The sequence below is a fragment of the Pseudomonas sp. NBRC 111131 genome, assembly GCF_001320525.1.
Taxonomy (GTDB): domain Bacteria; phylum Pseudomonadota; class Gammaproteobacteria; order Pseudomonadales; family Pseudomonadaceae; genus Aquipseudomonas; species Aquipseudomonas ceruminis.
The window spans coordinates 222,179-238,096 of sequence record NZ_BCBH01000003.1 but is presented as its reverse complement, the minus strand read 5'-3'; the positions used below and the strand labels follow the sequence as shown (position 1 = coordinate 238,096).

The window sequence follows — 15,918 nt, the reverse complement described above, 5'->3', positions numbered from 1 at the left end:
CGCTGTGGGGTTCAGCCGGTTCAGGTCAGTGTCCAGCTGTGCTCACGGCCAATGCGGGCAATGCGGTCGAGCGGGGCGTGTTCGCGCAACACGGCATGGAACCGGCCCAGATTCAGTGTTGCGTGAATGTCGTAGACCGGTGACACCAGCAGGTGACAGATCTCGCGCAGCTGTCTGAGCAGTGGCAGCCGTTCGTCGACGACGGCATTGAGCGCACCGGGGCCGCTGATCAGGTTAAGGCGCCGGGCATAGCCCTGAAACGGCAGTGGCGCTTGGCGAGGGTCTGGCCGGCTGTCGTAGAAGTCCGGTGCCAAGCTGTAGCGACGCAGGATTTCGTCGGACACCGCGTCCAGCGTTGGGTTGGCGGGGTGGCTGCCGATCATGCTGTTATTGAACTTGATGTACATGCCCAACTGGTCGTTTGACACCGGCGGCGAGAACAGCAGGCCGTCATGCGTGGTCGTGAGAGCCACGTTGGCCAAAGGGGGGCTGAGCTCGCCCTTGCTCGCGGCCAGCAGCCGATCGTCTGCATCCAGGTAAAGCCCGCCATAGTGGTTCAGCAGCCGGTAGCGCAAGATATCGCACGCGGAAGAAAAGTTGCGGCCGCTTCCGCCATTGCCTTCGATGGCAGCGAGGTATTGCCGGTAATACGGTGAGCGGCTGAACGCTTGAAAGAAGCCCTGAGTCTCCAGGGGCAGCAGTTGCGCGCCCTCGGCCCGCGTGCGCAATACCTGCACATTGCGCTGGAAAACCTGCGGTTCCTGTTGTGACAGCAGGATCTGGTAGCGATAACCACTGCTGCGGGCGATACGCACGTTGTGCACCAGGGCTTCGAGAAATTCACCGTGCAGCAGGGCGTCGCCCAGCCAGACGCTACTGATGATTTTGGGGATCGGTGTGCGTTGCAGTTGTGCATAAGGCGCATAGTCGACGGGCAGGTCAAGGTCTATACCCAACGCCTGGAGGGTAGTACTGCGCTGGCTGTGCGTGGCGATATGCCGCTGTCTTAGCGGGGTCAGGGCGGTGTCCTCGGCATTGGCGAGCCGCCAGCGCAAGGGGGCAATCAAGTTGCTATCACGTGAGCGGATGAAGCTGTCACTGGCAAACTCATAGTGGACCCATTCGCCGACCATACCTTCACGGGTCTGTAACCAGGCCATAAAGCGGTGCTCGAGATTTTCATCGATACGCGCCACCACCGCTGCGAGGGAGTTGTTGGATACGATCGCCTGCTCACGGAACGCCAGTTCCACCGAATCGATCGCTTCGGCGATGGGCGCAGCGCCAACCGGCGTGCCTAGCAGTTGCGCAAGACGCACCGGGGCGAAGAACCCTGGCCGAGTACAACGAAATACCGAGCCATACTTGGCCACGCCCTGCCCGGCTGCGGGCAACGCGTTGAACAAACCAAATGCCAGCTCGGTAACCCCTGCGTCCCGGCTTTGCAGGTCCCTCCCGTTGATGGCCTGATCCAGGCCCAGGCCGAACTGGGCTAGGCCACCGACCACCAACAACGGGGCCAGCTCGGGCAAGAGGATTGCCAAAGGCGCAAGCAGGGCGGTTGCCAGGTTGAGGTAGTTGCCCCAGCGGGCCTTGTCGATTTCATGGTTGCTGGTGATCTGACTGTCTGCATCGGCATAGCTACGTTGCTTGCGCTGCAAGGTCAGGTATTCGAACAGATCGCTGATGATCGGGGGGGAGTAGGTGCCGGGGCGATAATCGATGATCTGTTGCGGCTCCCACAAGCCGCTGGTGGCAAAGCCGGGGTGCTGGGGGCTGAAACGATGCGCTTTGGGGTACAGGCTCAGGCCCAGCAAGGCTGTAATCAAGCCGCTGTATTCCAGGCCGTCGGGCCAGTCGGCACGAGCGAAATGGGCAAGCAGCGCACTGCGTTTTTCTGCAGCCTGGCATTGTTGCGCCAACCAGTGCTTCATGGCCTGTGCATCGGCGAATGCATGAAAGGGCGAAGCATTGCCTGGAATGTACAGCACCACCTCGCTGCCGTTGCCTTGCCTGATGTACAGGATGTCGGTCGAGGTGTAGCCGTATATGTTCAGCATCGAGACACTGAGGTCGCCGTAGGGCAACAACCCTGCAGCTCGCCAGATCAGCCGGCGCTGGGCCTCTGATAGGCTGCCCTGTAAGACCTGCCGGTTGCATGCGGCAATGAAGGCAATGTGAATCGCCCGTTGGTAGTCGTCTTGGTGGTGAGCCCAGTAGCGGTCGAGTTGCTGTTTGAAAAGGGTATGAAAATTCAACTTCCAGAGGGTGGCCTGAAAATCCTCTGCCCGTATCGGCAAGCGCGTATCCGGCGCGTAGCGGGGAGGCTCGCTGCGTGTGTACAAGCCATTGAACACCTGGTAAGGCGAAGCATTGGATAACGGGTCCAGGGGCTCCAGCCGTTCTACGATGGTCAATGGGGCTTGCGGCGGCGAGCCTGCCCAGTCGCCATAGTGGAAGCCTCCATAGCCAGCGGCGGGCTCGCCCTGCCAGTTGGTCAACAATGCTTCGACCAGGTTCATCTTCTGGGTGATGACCGCTTTTGTGTGGGTCTGGCCACGGCCTTCACCCGCCGGTTCGCTTCGGTAGTGGAAGGTGGTCACGTCGATCAGCAGCGGCGAATGCGCCGCACCTTGCGCGGTGAGCCAGTCGGACAGTGTCTGCTGGGCCAGCAGGTCGGGGCGGGGGAAATATTTCAAGGCCCGGCGAACCAGGGCCAGGCTGTGGTACGGAATAGGACGCATCAGGTCACCCTGCTAACGAAGAAGGGCGACAGGGTGGAGGGCTTGTGCGGCAAACGGCGTCAGGTAACGCTACCACCGCAGGGCAGGCGCAGCAGCGTGGGGCTGACGTCACGGGGCTGCGCGGTGTCGTCGGTGAAACCTGCAGGGACGCGACCGCGCAATTGCCAGGCGAAGGCAATGATCTCGGCGATGGTCAGGTACAACGCTTCGGGGATCTGCTCGTCCAGCTCCAGGCGAGCCAGCAGGCGCACCAGCTCGGCATTTTCGTAGATCGGCACCTCATGCTCACGGGCCAGCGCCAGGATGGCCTCAGCCAGTTCATCCTCGCCCTTGGCCGTGAGGGTGGGGGCTTGCTGGCCATCGTAACTCAAGGCGATGGCTTGGCGCGGTTGTTTGCTGCTCATGCGGTTTCGTCCACCCAGCGTTGTTCCACACGTGTGCGCGGCCCTTGTGGTGGAATGCCGGGGTGGCAGTGGAGGTCACCGACGTCCAGCCCCCGGGCCAGCAAGCGCTCACGCAGTGCGCCGAGCTGGCTGTCGATCAGCTGCGCGGTTTGTTCCCGTTCAGCCCACAATTGGCCGGACAAGCGGCCCTGGCTCAGTTGCGCCTGGACCTGCAGGGGGCCGAGCGGCGCCAGGTCGAAGGCCAGGTCAATACGCCACACCGCCTGCAGCGGGTCCTGTTGTTCACGTTCACGGTCGGCCTGTTGCTGCTGTGTTTCTTCGCGCTGCAGCTTGACCTGCAGCGGGATGAACTCCAGGCCATGGCGTACCGGGACTTCTGTTTGCCAGGTGGTCTGCAGGTTGCCGTTTTCAAGCGTACCGGATTGTTGCAGGCTGCTCAGGGCGTGGCTTTGCAGGCGCGAGATGGCGGCCGCAGCAAGGCGCAGCAGCTGTTGCAGGTCACCTTCGTGTTCCATGGCCTGCAGCAACCGAGAGGGCAGCGGGAACCCGCCTGGCGTTTGCCTCGGGCTGGCCCGTTCGAGCATGCCCAACGCACTGCGCGCCATGGCGGGCAAGGCCTGGGCCAGGGTGGTCGAAGCGCTGGCGGGGCTTGCCGGGGCATACGCCGAAGCCTGGGCGACCAGCCTGATCAACTGCGCTTTGAGGTCGGTTACCACGGGTGCGCCCCCACCGCCGAGTAGTTTGGCTTCAAGAAATGCACCGCTGTTGTTCAGCGCCTGCGCAAGCGTTTTGCCGTCACCCAGTTGACGGGCGTCCGGCAGGCTGGCCAGGAGGCGCTCGGCGCTGGTGCGCAGCTCGCCGTTGCTGGTCGGGTCGCCGGCCATTTGCTGCAAGGCGTTGAGCAGGCCGGGCAGGGAAGCCTGACGGCCCTGCTGGGTAAGCAACTGCTGGGCGATGTTCAATTGCTCCTGGCGGCCGCTGAGCGGCACGAAGCGCAGCGACTGGTCGCCTTGTACCAGCGCGCTGAGCAGGCTGCCGACTGGCAACGGGCGCGGGCTGTCGATGGCCAGGATCGCGCCGGCCTGGGCACTGTTGAGCAAGCTCACGAGGGCGCGGAAGCTGGTGGCGGCGCCTGGGGGCTGGGCCAGCGCCTGGTTGGTCAGCACCTTGCCTTGCAACAGGGTGCCGACCGGCACCTTGCGCGTGTCCAATTGTGTGAGAACGGTGACGTTGCTGGCATTGGCCTGTTGCACGAGTACCGCAAGGCGGTTGCTTTCTGGCTGGCTGACGGTGATCTGGCTGCCTTGGGGGATGGGCTGGCTGGTAGTGACCTGGAGCTGATTCTGGTTGCCGTTGGCCTGGATCAGTTTGAGCACCAACTGAAACTCGCTACCGGCCTGGCGCAGCGTCAACACTTCGGCCTGGGCCGTCTCGCCAGGCTTGAGCAGCCCAGGTTGCGCCTGGCTCAGGTTCAGCAGTTCACCGGTCATCGCCGCCTTGATCGCCTGGGGGTTGATCGCGGTTTGTGCACCGAGACTATTGATTTCAGTCATGATTGTATACAACCTGTCGAGCCCGCCCTCTTGGCTTAGGGGCCGTGCGTGTAATAATGCCGGCCGTCCGCCACTGCCACTGTAACGGCAGCGAGGGGGGCGACTTGAGACACTGCATAAGGCGAAACCGTGACCTTTCACCTCCAAGCCGTGGGCCTGGCCTGCGAGCGCGACTGGCGCCTGTTGTTCGAAGACCTGGATTTCGAACTGCGGCCCGGTGACATGCTGCAGATCAGCGGCCCCAACGGCAGTGGCAAGACTAGCCTGTTGCGCTTGTTGGCCGGGCTGATGCAACCCACTGCCGGGCAGATCCTGCTGGGCGGCCAACCCTTGGCCGAACAGCGCCATGCCCTGGCGAGCCTTCTGTTGTGGATAGGCCATGCTGCTGGCATCAAGGACTTGCTCAGCGCTGAGGAAAACCTCGCCTGGCTGTGCGCGTTGCACCAGCCTGCCACAAGCGAAGCGATCTGGGCCGCGCTGGCGGCGGTTGGCCTGCGCGGTTTCGAGGATGTTCCCTGCCATACCCTGTCTGCCGGGCAGCAGCGCCGTGTGGCGTTGGCCCGGCTGCACCTGGACAGCCCGCCGTTGTGGATCCTCGATGAACCCTTCACCGCGCTGGACAAGCAAGGGGTGGCGCAGCTTGAGGCGCACCTGGCGGGCCATTGCGAGCGCGGCGGCACGGTGGTGCTGACCACCCATCACACGCTTGACCGCAAACCCTCCGGCTACCGCGAACTGAACCTGGGGCAATGGGTGGCATGAGCGTATTCCTTCTGTTATTGCGCCGCGAAGCGCGCCTGTTGTTCCGCCGCCCGGCGGAGCTGGCCAACCCTTTGGTGTTCTTTGCCATCGTCGTGGCCCTGTTCCCGTTGGCGGTAGGCCCACAGAGCCAATTGTTGCAAACCTTGTCGCCCGGGCTGGTCTGGGTCGCGGCATTGCTGGCGGTGCTGCTGTCGCTTGACGGCCTGTTCCGCAGCGATTTCGAGGACGGTTCACTGGAGCAGTGGGTGCTGTCGCCGCACCCGCTGGCCCTGCTGGTGCTGGCCAAGGTGTTGGCGCACTGGATCTTTTCCGGCCTGGCACTGGTATTGTTGGCGCCACTGCTGGCGCTGATGCTGGGTTTGCCGAGCCATTGCCTGCCGGTGCTGCTCGGCTCACTGCTGCTGGGCACGCCAGTGTTGAGCCTGCTCGGCGCGGTAGGCGCCGCGCTGACGGTCGGTCTCAAGCGCGGTGGTTTGCTGCTGGCGTTGCTGATTCTGCCGTTGTATATCCCTGTATTGATCCTGGGCAGTGGCGCGTTGCAGGCGGCGTTGCAGAATATGCCCGCCACCGGGCACCTGCTGTGGCTGGCGAGCCTGACGGCCCTTGCGGTGACACTGGCACCCTTTGCAATAGCGGCCGGGCTGAAGATCAGCGTCGGCGAATAACGAGTCCCGGGCTTTCAAGCCCGGCTAATACCCTGGATGTACCCTGATGAAAATGAGCTGGACGTGGTTCCACAAACTGGGTTCCCCCAAATGGTTCTATGCCATCAGCGGCCGCATGCTGCCGTGGCTGACCGTTTCCGCCATTCTGCTGCTGGCCACCGGCGTCATCTGGGGCCTGGCTTTTGCCCCTCAGGATTACCAGCAAGGCAACAGTTTCCGCATCATCTACATTCACGTACCGGCGGCCATGCTGGCCCAGTCCTGCTATGTGCTGCTGGCGGTGGCCGGGGTGGTGGGGCTGGTGTGGAAGATGAAACTGGCCGACGTCGCCCTGCAGTGCGCGGCCCCCATCGGCGCCTGGATGACCGCTGTCGCGCTGGTCACCGGGGCCATCTGGGGCAAGCCGACCTGGGGCAGCTGGTGGGTCTGGGATGCGCGCCTGACGTCGATGCTCATCCTGCTGTTCCTGTACTTCGGCATCATCGCCCTGGGCCAGGCCATCACCAACCGGGACAGCGCAGCCAAGGCCTGTGCGGTATTGGCGATTGTCGGGGTGATCAACATCCCGATCATCAAGTACTCGGTGCAGTGGTGGAATACCCTGCACCAAGGCGCCACCTTCACCCTGACCGAGAAGCCCGCCATGCCGGCCGAGATGTGGCTGCCGCTGCTGTGCACAGCACTGGGTTTTTATTGCTTCTTCGGCGCGGTGCTGTTGCTGCGCATGCGCCTTGAAGTGCTCAAGCGCGAAGCGCGCGCCAGCTGGGTCAAGGACGAGGTGATCAACAGCCTGGGCCGGAGGGCCGCGTGATGGTTTTTTCTTCATTCGGTGACTTTCTCGCCATGGGCCATCATGCCCTGTATGTCTGGTCGGCGTATGGCATCTGCCTGGCGGTGCTGGCGCTCAATGTCGCAGTGCCCTTGCTGGCCCGCCGTCGCTACCTGCAAGAAGAGGCGCGCCGTCTGCGCCGGGAGAACAAGCAGTGAATCCGCAGCGCAAGAAACGCCTGTTCCTGATCCTCGGCCTGCTGGCAGGGGTGGCGGTTGCCGTCGGCTTTGCCCTCAGCGCCCTGCAGCAGAACATCAACCTGTTCTATACCCCCACCCAGATCGCCAATGGCGAGGCCCCCCTGGACACCCGCATTCGTGCCGGCGGCATGGTCGAAAAGGGCTCGGTGCAGCGTTCGGCCGATTCGCTGGACGTGCGCTTTGTGGTCACCGATTTCAGCAAGTCGGTGCCGATCACCTACCGTGGCATTCTTCCCGACCTGTTCCGCGAAGGGCAGGGCATCGTCGCCCTGGGCAAGCTCAATGCCGAAGGTGTGGTGGTGGCCGATGAAGTGTTGGCCAAGCACGATGAAAAATACATGCCGCCGGAAGTCACCAAGGCCCTGAAAGAAAGCGGCCAGGCAGCCACTGGCACGGGGGCCAAGCCATGAACGCGGCGTTGGTGATCCCCGAACTTGGCCAGTTGGCGATGATCCTGGCCATTTGCTTCGCTGCCGTGCAGGCCACGGTGCCGCTGCTCGGCGCCTGGCGCGGCGACAGCCTGTGGATGAGCCTGGCGCGCCCAGCGGCGTGGGGGCAGTTTGCCTTCCTCGCCTTTGCCTTTGCCTGCCTTACCCACGCCTTCATGACCGACAACTTTTCGGTCGCCTACGTGGCCAGCAACTCCAACAGCGCCTTGCCCTGGTACTACAAGTTCAGTGCCGTATGGGGCGCGCACGAGGGGTCGTTGCTGCTCTGGGCGCTGATCCTCGGTGGCTGGACCTTTGCCGTGTCGGTGTTCTCGCGCCAGCTGCCGCAAGGGATGCTGGCGCGGGTGCTGGCGGTAATGGGCATGATCAGCGTGGGCTTCCTGAGCTTTCTGATCATCACGTCCAACCCGTTCCAGCGCCTGTTGCCACAAGTGCCAACCGATGGCCGCGACCTCAACCCGCTGTTGCAGGACATCGGCCTGATCGTTCACCCACCGATGCTGTACATGGGTTATGTAGGCTTCTCGGTGGCCTTTGCCTTTGCCATTGCCGCGTTGCTGGGCGGGCGCCTGGATGCAGCCTGGGCACGCTGGTCGCGGCCTTGGACCATCGTCGCCTGGGCGTTTCTGGGGGTGGGCATCACCTTGGGCTCCTGGTGGGCCTACTACGAGCTGGGCTGGGGTGGCTGGTGGTTCTGGGACCCGGTGGAAAACGCCTCGTTCATGCCCTGGCTGGTGGGCACGGCGTTGATCCATTCACTGGCGGTGACCGAGAAACGCGGGGTGTTCAAGAGTTGGACCGTGCTGCTGGCAATTGCCGCCTTCTCCCTGAGCCTGCTGGGTACTTTCCTGGTTCGCTCGGGTGTGCTCACGTCGGTGCATGCGTTTGCCGCCGACCCGTCGCGCGGCGTGTTCATCCTGATCTTCCTGCTGTTCGTGGTCGGCGGCTCGCTGACCTTGTTCGCCCTGCGCGCTCCGGTGGTCAAGAGCCAGGTGGGCTTTGCCCTGTGGTCACGCGAAACGCTGCTGCTGGCCAACAACCTGGTGCTGGTGGTGGCGGCGTCGATGATTCTGCTCGGCACCCTCTATCCACTGGTACTCGACGCCCTCACCGGGGCCAAGCTGTCGGTGGGCCCACCCTACTTCGATGCACTGTTCCTGCCGCTCATGGCGCTGTTGATGGTGGTGCTCGGGGTGGGTGTGGTGGTGCGCTGGAAGGACACTCCCGGCAAGTGGCTGGTCAGCATGATGACGCCGGTATTGATTGGCAGCGCTGTGCTGGCGCCGATCGCCGGTTTCATTGTCGACGATTTCGACTGGCCGACCCTGAGCGCCTTCGCCCTGGCCGCCTGGGTAGTGCTCGGCGGGCTGCGCGACATTGTCGACAAAACCCGCCACAAGGGCCTGGCCAAAGGCGTGCGCGGGCTGCCCCGCAGCTACTGGGGCATGCAGTTGGCGCACCTGGGCCTGGCGGTGTGTGCCCTGGGCGTCGTGCTGTCGAGCAACAACAGCGCCGAGCGCGACTTGCGCATGGCGCCGGGCGAGAGTGTGGAACTTGGCGGTTATCACTTCCTGTTCCAGGGGGCCAAGCACTTCGAAGGGCCTAACTTCATCTCCGACAAGGGCACCATCGTGGTCAGCCGCGACGGCCGTGAAGTGAGCACCTTGCACCCTGAAAAACGCCTGTACACCGTGCAGCAGTCGATGATGACCGAGGCCGGCATCGACGCCGGTTTTACCCGTGACCTGTATGTCGCCCTGGGCGAGCCGCTGGAAAACGGTGCCTGGGCGGTGCGTGTGCACATCAAGCCTTACGTTCGCTGGATCTGGCTGGGCGGTCTGCTGACCGGCCTGGGCGGTTTGCTGGCGGCCTTCGACCGGCGTTACCGCGTCAAGGTCAAGACCCGGGTGCGTGATGCCTTGGGCGTGTCTGGAGCAGTTGCATGAAGCGTTGGATCATGGTGGTGCCATTGGCGGTGTTCCTGCTGGTGGCCGTCTTTCTCTACAAAGGGCTGTTCCTCAAGCCTGACGAGCTGCCATCGGCGATGATCGGCAAGCCGTTCCCAGCGTTTGCGCTGGCCGCTACCCAGGGTGGTCGTGACCTTACCCAGGCTGACCTGCTGGGCCGCCCGGCGTTGGTCAACGTATGGGCCACCTGGTGTCCGTCGTGCAAGGTCGAGCACCCGTACCTGAATCAGCTGGCCGAACAAGGTGTGGTGATTCACGGCATCAACTACAAGGACGACAATGCCGCAGCCGTGAAGTGGTTGGCTGAGTTCCATAACCCGTATCAGTTGGACATCCGCGACGAGCAGGGTAGCCTGGGCCTGGACCTGGGCGTGTACGGCGCGCCGGAAACCTTCCTGATCGACGCCAAGGGCATCATCCGCTACAAACACGTGGGCATCGTCGATGCCAGCGTGTGGCGTGAGCAGTTGGCGCCGCTGTACCAGGGCCTGGTTGATGAGGCCAAGCCATGAAGCGCTGGCTGGCAGCCGTTGTGCTAGGCCTGAGCCTTGCCGGCATGGCCAGGGCGGCCATCGATACCTACCAGTTTCGCGACCAGGCCGAGCGCGAGCGTTATCAGCAACTGACCAAGGAACTGCGCTGCCCCAAGTGCCAGAACCAGGACATTGCGGACTCCAACGCACCGATCGCCGCTGACCTTCGCCGGGAGATTTTCCGCATGCTCGGCGAGGGCAAGAGCAACCAGCAAATCGTCGACTTCATGGTCGATCGCTATGGTGACTTCGTGCGCTACAAACCCGCGCTGAGCGGGCGCACCTGGCTGTTGTGGTTTGGCCCGGGCATCTTGCTGGCCGGTGGCTTCGTGGTACTGGCCGTGATCGTGCGTCGCCGCCGCGCTCCAGTCGCCCCAGGCGCGCAACAGTTGTCCGCCGAAGAACGCGAGCGTCTCGCCAAACTGCTGGAAAAAGAACAGACCCATGACTGAATTCTGGCTTAGTGCGGGCCTTTTGCTGCTCGCCGCCCTCAGCTTTTTGCTGATTCCGATCCTGCGTGGCCGCCGCCTTCAGCAGGAAGAAGACCGCACCGCCCTGAACGTGGCGCTGTACCAGGAGCGTGTCGCTGAACTGGCCGCTCAGCAGGCCGCCGGTGTGCTCGACGACGATCAACTGGCCAGCGGCCGCGATGAGGCAGCGCGTGAACTGCTGGCCGATACCGAAGGCAGCGAACCCCCCCGCCAAGGGCACCTGGGTAAGACCCTGCCCTTGCTGGCGGCAGTGCTGGTGCCGCTCATGGCGCTAGGGCTGTACCTGCATTTTGGGGCCGCCGACAAGGTCGAGCTGACCCAGGAATTCGCGGCTGCGCCCACGTCGATGGAAGAAATGACCACGCGCCTGGAACGTGCCGTCCAGGCGCAGCCGGACTCTGCCGAGGGCCTGTATTTCCTCGGCCGCGCTTACATGGCCGAACAGCGCCCTGCCGATGCGGCGCGTGCCTACGAGCGGGCGGTGGCCTTGGCCGGTCGCCAGCCGGAGCTGCTTGGGCAGTGGGCGCAGGCGCTGTACTTCGCTGCCGACAAGCAATGGAGCGCGCAGGTGCAGGCGCTGACCGACGAGGCGCTCACAGCCGACCCGAATGAAGTCACCAGCCTGGGCCTGCGCGGTATTGCCGCCTTCGAAGGGGAGCGTTACCAGGAAGCGATCGACTACTGGAAGCGCCTGCTGGCGCAACTGCCCCAGGGCGATGCTTCGCGGGCGGCACTGCAAGGTGGCATCGACCGTGCAGCGGAACGCCTTGGCAACACCGGCGGCACCCTTGCCGCGCCCTTCGCTGCGCGCCTGAACGTGCGGGTGGAACTTGCGCCTGCGCTCAAGGACAAGGTCAGGCCGGACGACGCGGTGTTCATTTTCGCCCGCGCCAGCAACGGCCCGCCAATGCCTGTGGCGGCCAAGCGAGTGACGGTGGCGCAGTTGCCGCTCGAGGTCGAGCTGTCCGATGCCGATGCGATGATGCCGCAGATGAAACTGTCGGACTTCCCCGAAGTCCAACTGGTGGCACGCGTGTCTCGGGCGGGCCAGCCCACCCACGGTGAATGGATTGGCCAAGGCGCGCCGCTGGCCACGAGCACGCAGACTACCCAGCACCTGACCATCGACAGCCCAGACTTGTAAGAGAACACTGCCATGCACAGCACTGTCCGCCTGACCCTGATCACCCTGGCCCTGGGTTTGTCCGCGTGTACGGTGCATGAGCCGTACGAGCAGCCGTCGCCGCCGATCGAAACCGTGCCGCCACGCCAGGGGCCAGTCGTCAAGCCATTGCCCGGCGAGCAGCCTGCAACCCAACCGGGCAAGCCGGCGGCCATTCCCAAACCAATGCCGCGTACCTCTGCCAGTTTCGCGCCGCCACCGGGCGGGGCCAGTCATTGGGACCCGAAGCTCGGTGTTTACGTGCTGGAGAAAAAACCCAACACCTTCTACCGTCAGCGCACCTATTACCGCTATGACAATGGCTGGAGCTGGTCGCTGAGCCCGGACGGGCCTTGGCAGGAGACCGACAGCAGCGGTGTGCCGGGCGGATTGGGCCGAGCATTCGCACAGTAGGGCGGTGGGGCATTGCTCGCGTCCTCGCGGCGCGGGCGTTTTCGTACCAATACAGTACAGTTGAGCTTCGTTTTACCGATTGACTGTACTGGCCACTGACTCCGCATAATGCCCCTCTGAATTTCAAGGAGGTGGCATGAGCAAGACTGTCCTGGTACTGGTAGAAACCGTCGACGATTACCTGCCGTTACTCGAGCAGGCCGGTTACCAGCTCATCCGCGCACCGTCACCGCAGATGCGCGCCAGCGCCATCCAGCGCCATGCCGGCCAAATCGATGCCGTGCTCACCCGCGGCCCCTTGGGGCTGACCGCCACTGAAATCGCTGCCTTGCCCAACTTGCAGATCATTTGCGTGATCGGTGCCGGTTATGAGCAGGTCGACTTGGCTGCTGCTGCAGCCCGTGGCATTACCGTCACCAATGGAGCCGGCGCCAACGCCGCCGCAGTCGCCGACCATACCCTGGCCCTGTTGCTGGCACTGCTGCGCGACATCCCGCGTGCCGACGCCAGCACCCGCCGTGGGGAATGGAACCGGGTCATCAGCCCCTCGGTCAGTGGTAAACGCCTGGGGATCCTTGGCCTGGGCGCAGTGGGGCAGGCCATCGCCAAGCGGGCCCATCTGGGCTTTGACATGAGCATCAGCTACCACAGCCGCACGCCACGTCAGGACGTGCCCTACACCTGGTACGACAGCCCGCTGCACCTGGCCGATGCCGTCGACATCCTGGTCGTGGCGACCCCTGGTGGCCCCCACACCCATCATCTGATCGATGCGCAGGTGCTCGACGCGCTGGGTGCCGAGGGCTATCTGGTGAATATCGCCCGCGCCAGCGTGGTGGATACCCAAGCATTGATCGCTGCGCTGCAGGGTGGCCAGCTTGCCGGTGCAGCGCTGGATGTATTCGATGACGAACCGGCTGTGCCCGCTGCGCTCAAGGCGCTGGGCAACACGGTGCTCACCCCGCATGTGGCCGGCCAGTCGCCCGAGGCTGCGCGCGACACTGTCACCTTGGTCCTGCGCAATCTGCAGGCGTTCTTTGCCGGTGAAGCGGTACTCACGCCGGTGCACCCGTAACGTCGCTTTCGATTCTGCCCGGCCTTGGCCGGGCCTCAAGGAGTGTTTGCATGCAACTCGAGATTTTCCAGGTCGATGCCTTCTGCGCTGAGCCGTTCGGTGGCAACCCGGCGGCGGTGATCCCACTCGAAAGCTGGCTGCCGGATGACGTGCTGCAGCGTATTGCCGAAGAGAACAACCTGTCCGAGACCGCCTTCTTCGTGCGCAATGGCGAAGGCTTCGATTTGCGCTGGTTCACGCCTGCGGTCGAGGTCGACTTGTGCGGCCACGCTACCCTGGCCGCGGCCTATGTACTGTTCGAGCACCTGGGCGAACAGGCCCAGGTGCTGCGCTTTGCTACCCGCAGCGGCGAATTGCGTGTCAGCCGTAGCGGCGACGGCCTGTTGGCCATGGACTTCCCGGCCAAGCAGCCGGTCGCGGTGGACACGCCGGCCGGTTTGCTGAAGGCGCTGGGCCTGGGCGGGGCGACGGCTGTTTATCGCTCCGACGATTACGTGGTGGTGATCGATGATGCCGCGCTGCTCGACCCGCTTGAGCCTGACTTCGTCGCTCTGTCGGCCTTTGCGGTCCGTGGTATCGCCGTGACTGCGCCAGGGCGCGGTTTTGACTTCGTTACCCGCTGGTTCGGCCCGCGCGTCGGGGTCAACGAAGACCCGGTCACAGGGTCTGCCCACACGTCGCTGGCGCCGTTGTGGGCGCAGCGCTTGGGCAAGAGCGTCCTGAGCTGCGAGCAGGGCGGTGCGCGCAAAGGGCAGTTGTACTGTGAAGTACCGGGCAACGGCCGGGTGATCATCAGTGGGCGGGCGGTGTTGTACCTGCGCGGCAGCGTGTTCATCTGACCGCCCCGCAGGGGGCTCCGGCACTCGTCGCAGGGCGACCTATACTTGCCCACCCATTCCTTGCCAGGAGCCCCACCATGAGCCTTTCAAAGCACGGCAGTTGCCTTTGCGGCGATACCACGCTGCACGTCACCGTCGACAACACCCACATCAGCGCCTGCCATTGCAGCATGTGCCGTAAATGGACCGGTGGTCCGCTGCTGGTGGTGCACTGCAGCCAGCCGCCGCGGGTCGAGGGCCGCGCGCCCAGTGTCTACGACTCCTCCGACTGGGCCCAGCGCGGCTTTTGCGGGCGCTGTGGTACGCACCTGTATTACCGGCTCAAGGCCAATGACGGCTATGCCGTTCCGGTGGGGCTGCTCGACGGCGACGAGGCCTGGGATTTCGACTTGCAGATTTTCGTGGAACAGCGGCCTGCCTGGTATTGCTTTGCCAACCAGACCAAGGAGCTGACGGGGCAAGAAGCGTTCGACCAGTTCGGTTGAAGCAGGCCCGCTTGCCAAACCGCGGTATTCCTGAGAAAAGGGCGCCCTTGAAATTCATCGTTGGAGCATGCCCATGAGCAGCGAACTGCAGATCATCGACCTCGTCGAAGGCGACGGCAAAGCCGCCGTCAAAGGCGCCCTGATCACCACTCAGTACACCGGCTGGCTGGCCGATGGCAGCGAGTTCGACTCGTCCTGGTCGCGTGGCAAGCCGTTCCAGTGCGTGATTGGCACCGGCCGCGTGATCAAGGGGTGGGACCAAGGCCTGATGGGCATGCGCGTAGGGGGCAAGCGCAAGCTGCAGGTGCCGGCGCACCTGGGCTATGGCGAACGCAGTGTGGGGGCTATCCCACCGAATGCGGACCTGACCTTTGAAATTGAGCTGCTGGAAGTGCTGACGCGGGATGATTGAGCCAGCCATGGCCCAGTCCTTGTTTGAGCAAGCAATAAATCGGCAACGCGCAGGCCTTACTGTAACCCTTGCACAGGGACCGGCATTCACCGTCAGGGAGGAACCAAACGGGTTGAGGGCACTCTGAGGCCTACTCGTCGCCAGGGATGGCGCACACTACAAGGATGCGCTGCGGCTTCGACCGCCGGGCGATGTGGCGGGTCAACCCGATAGTTTTGCCACAAGAGCCTGCCTCCATGAAGTTGCCATCGTTCTTTCGACGCCGTCGCCCCTTGCTGCTGAGCCTGGCCCTTGTCGCTGCGGCTGTGCCACTGGCCCTGGCGGTGGTCGAAAGCCGGGCCCAACCGGTCGACGGTACCCAGACCCTGGTCTTTCTGCGCCATGCCGAGAAGCCGGGGGAGGGGCTGGGGCAGTTGAACTGCCAAGGCCTCAACCGTGCACTGGACCTCGCTACACTGCTGCCGGAACGCTTCGGCAAGGCCGATTATGTCTTCGCTGCCAACCCTTCGCGCCATGTCGAGGAAGGCCGTGGCGACCAGCGCTACAGCTACATCCGCCCACTGATGACCATCACCCCCAGCGCCATTCGCCTGGGCCTGCCGGTAAACATCGACTTTGGCGCCGACGACACTGATGAACTCGCCGAAGAGCTGCTGAGCGACAAGTACCGCAATGCGACTGTCTATACCGCCTGGTCCCATGGCTATCTGCCCGAGCTGATCAACGCGGTGGCCGACAAAGCCCTGGGTGATGAGCGTGTGATCACCGAAGAATGGAACGCTGACGATTTCGACACGTTGTACGTGCTGACCCTTACGTGGCACGACGGCAAGGCCAGCCTGCTGAGCCGTAACCTGCGCCAGGGCCTGAACGGCGGTGAGCATAGCTGCCCGACCTGATCGGCTGCTACTGTCTTGGCATGAACGCTGAAACA

General features: G+C 63.8%; 18 protein-coding genes. 15 read left to right on the top strand and 3 right to left on the bottom strand.

Features of this window, described 5'->3' with window-relative positions:
- Positions 1–20: 20 nt before the first annotated feature.
- Genes APH34_RS04770 through APH34_RS04760 form a run of 3 tightly spaced genes read right to left on the bottom strand, consistent with a single transcriptional unit; the run spans position 21 to position 4,701 of the window.
- A complete protein-coding gene (locus APH34_RS04770; RefSeq protein WP_054900032.1) occupies positions 21–2,744 on the bottom strand; it encodes a dermonecrotic toxin domain-containing protein in 2,724 nt (907 codons plus the stop codon).
- 59 nt (positions 2,745–2,803) lie between these two features.
- Positions 2,804–3,148, bottom strand: a complete 345-nt coding sequence (locus APH34_RS04765; RefSeq protein ID WP_054900031.1) for an EscU/YscU/HrcU family type III secretion system export apparatus switch protein — start codon at positions 3,146–3,148, stop codon at positions 2,804–2,806.
- The gene (locus tag APH34_RS04760; protein WP_054900030.1) at positions 3,145–4,701 is read right to left on the bottom strand and encodes a flagellar hook-length control protein FliK; all 1,557 of its coding nucleotides are present in this window, start codon (positions 4,699–4,701) and stop codon (positions 3,145–3,147) included. The genes APH34_RS04765 and APH34_RS04760 overlap by 4 nt, the downstream gene beginning before the upstream one ends.
- Positions 4,702–4,830: 129 nt before the next feature.
- On the opposite strand from APH34_RS04760, the gene ccmA reads away from it, so the two are divergent.
- The 15 genes from ccmA to APH34_RS04685 all read left to right on the top strand — a co-directional run bounded on the left by ccmA (position 4,831) and on the right by APH34_RS04685 (position 15,883).
- Entirely contained in the window at positions 4,831–5,463 is a 633-nt protein-coding gene (ccmA, locus tag APH34_RS04755; protein WP_054900029.1) for a cytochrome c biogenesis heme-transporting ATPase CcmA, read from the top strand.
- A complete protein-coding gene (ccmB, locus tag APH34_RS04750) occupies positions 5,451–6,128 on the top strand; it encodes a heme exporter protein CcmB (RefSeq protein WP_371263294.1) in 678 nt (225 codons plus the stop codon). Before ccmA ends, ccmB begins: the two co-directional genes overlap by 13 nt.
- Before the next feature lie 46 nt (positions 6,129–6,174).
- On the top strand, positions 6,175–6,939 hold the full coding sequence (locus APH34_RS04745) for a heme ABC transporter permease (RefSeq protein WP_054900028.1): 765 nt from the start codon (positions 6,175–6,177) through the stop codon (positions 6,937–6,939).
- Positions 6,939–7,115, top strand: coding sequence for a heme exporter protein CcmD (gene ccmD / locus APH34_RS04740; RefSeq protein WP_054900027.1), 177 nt, complete (start codon positions 6,939–6,941; stop codon positions 7,113–7,115). Before APH34_RS04745 ends, ccmD begins: the two co-directional genes overlap by 1 nt.
- Positions 7,112–7,567, top strand: coding sequence for a cytochrome c maturation protein CcmE (ccmE, locus tag APH34_RS04735; protein ID WP_054900026.1), 456 nt, complete (start codon positions 7,112–7,114; stop codon positions 7,565–7,567). The genes ccmD and ccmE overlap by 4 nt, the downstream gene beginning before the upstream one ends.
- Before the next feature lie 11 nt (positions 7,568–7,578).
- A complete protein-coding gene (locus APH34_RS04730) occupies positions 7,579–9,552 on the top strand; it encodes a heme lyase CcmF/NrfE family subunit (protein WP_177337012.1) in 1,974 nt (657 codons plus the stop codon).
- Entirely contained in the window at positions 9,549–10,085 is a 537-nt protein-coding gene (locus APH34_RS04725; RefSeq protein WP_054900024.1) for a DsbE family thiol:disulfide interchange protein, read from the top strand. Before APH34_RS04730 ends, APH34_RS04725 begins: the two co-directional genes overlap by 4 nt.
- On the top strand, positions 10,082–10,558 hold the full coding sequence (locus APH34_RS04720; protein ID WP_054900023.1) for a cytochrome c-type biogenesis protein: 477 nt from the start codon (positions 10,082–10,084) through the stop codon (positions 10,556–10,558). Before APH34_RS04725 ends, APH34_RS04720 begins: the two co-directional genes overlap by 4 nt.
- The gene (gene ccmI, locus APH34_RS04715; protein ID WP_054900022.1) at positions 10,551–11,741 is read left to right on the top strand and encodes a c-type cytochrome biogenesis protein CcmI; all 1,191 of its coding nucleotides are present in this window, start codon (positions 10,551–10,553) and stop codon (positions 11,739–11,741) included. The genes APH34_RS04720 and ccmI overlap by 8 nt, the downstream gene beginning before the upstream one ends.
- A 12-nt stretch (positions 11,742–11,753) precedes the next feature.
- A complete protein-coding gene (locus APH34_RS04710; protein WP_054900021.1) occupies positions 11,754–12,173 on the top strand; it encodes a hypothetical protein in 420 nt (139 codons plus the stop codon).
- Between the two features lie 136 nt (positions 12,174–12,309).
- The gene (locus APH34_RS04705) at positions 12,310–13,248 is read left to right on the top strand and encodes a 2-hydroxyacid dehydrogenase (protein WP_054900020.1); all 939 of its coding nucleotides are present in this window, start codon (positions 12,310–12,312) and stop codon (positions 13,246–13,248) included.
- 50 nt (positions 13,249–13,298) lie between these two features.
- Positions 13,299–14,087, top strand: a complete 789-nt coding sequence (locus APH34_RS04700) for a PhzF family phenazine biosynthesis protein (RefSeq protein WP_054900019.1) — start codon at positions 13,299–13,301, stop codon at positions 14,085–14,087.
- Positions 14,088–14,164: 77 nt separating this feature from the next.
- Positions 14,165–14,572, top strand: coding sequence for a GFA family protein (locus APH34_RS04695; RefSeq protein ID WP_054900018.1), 408 nt, complete (start codon positions 14,165–14,167; stop codon positions 14,570–14,572).
- A 73-nt stretch (positions 14,573–14,645) separates the two neighbouring features.
- Positions 14,646–14,984 (top strand): FKBP-type peptidyl-prolyl cis-trans isomerase, encoded by a 339-nt coding sequence (locus APH34_RS04690; protein ID WP_054900017.1) that lies wholly within the window; start codon positions 14,646–14,648, stop codon positions 14,982–14,984.
- A gap of 236 nt (positions 14,985–15,220) precedes the next feature.
- Complete coding sequence (locus APH34_RS04685; protein WP_054900016.1) at positions 15,221–15,883, top strand: histidine phosphatase family protein; 663 nt, start codon at positions 15,221–15,223, stop codon at positions 15,881–15,883.
- The last annotated feature ends 35 nt before the right edge of the window (positions 15,884–15,918 follow it).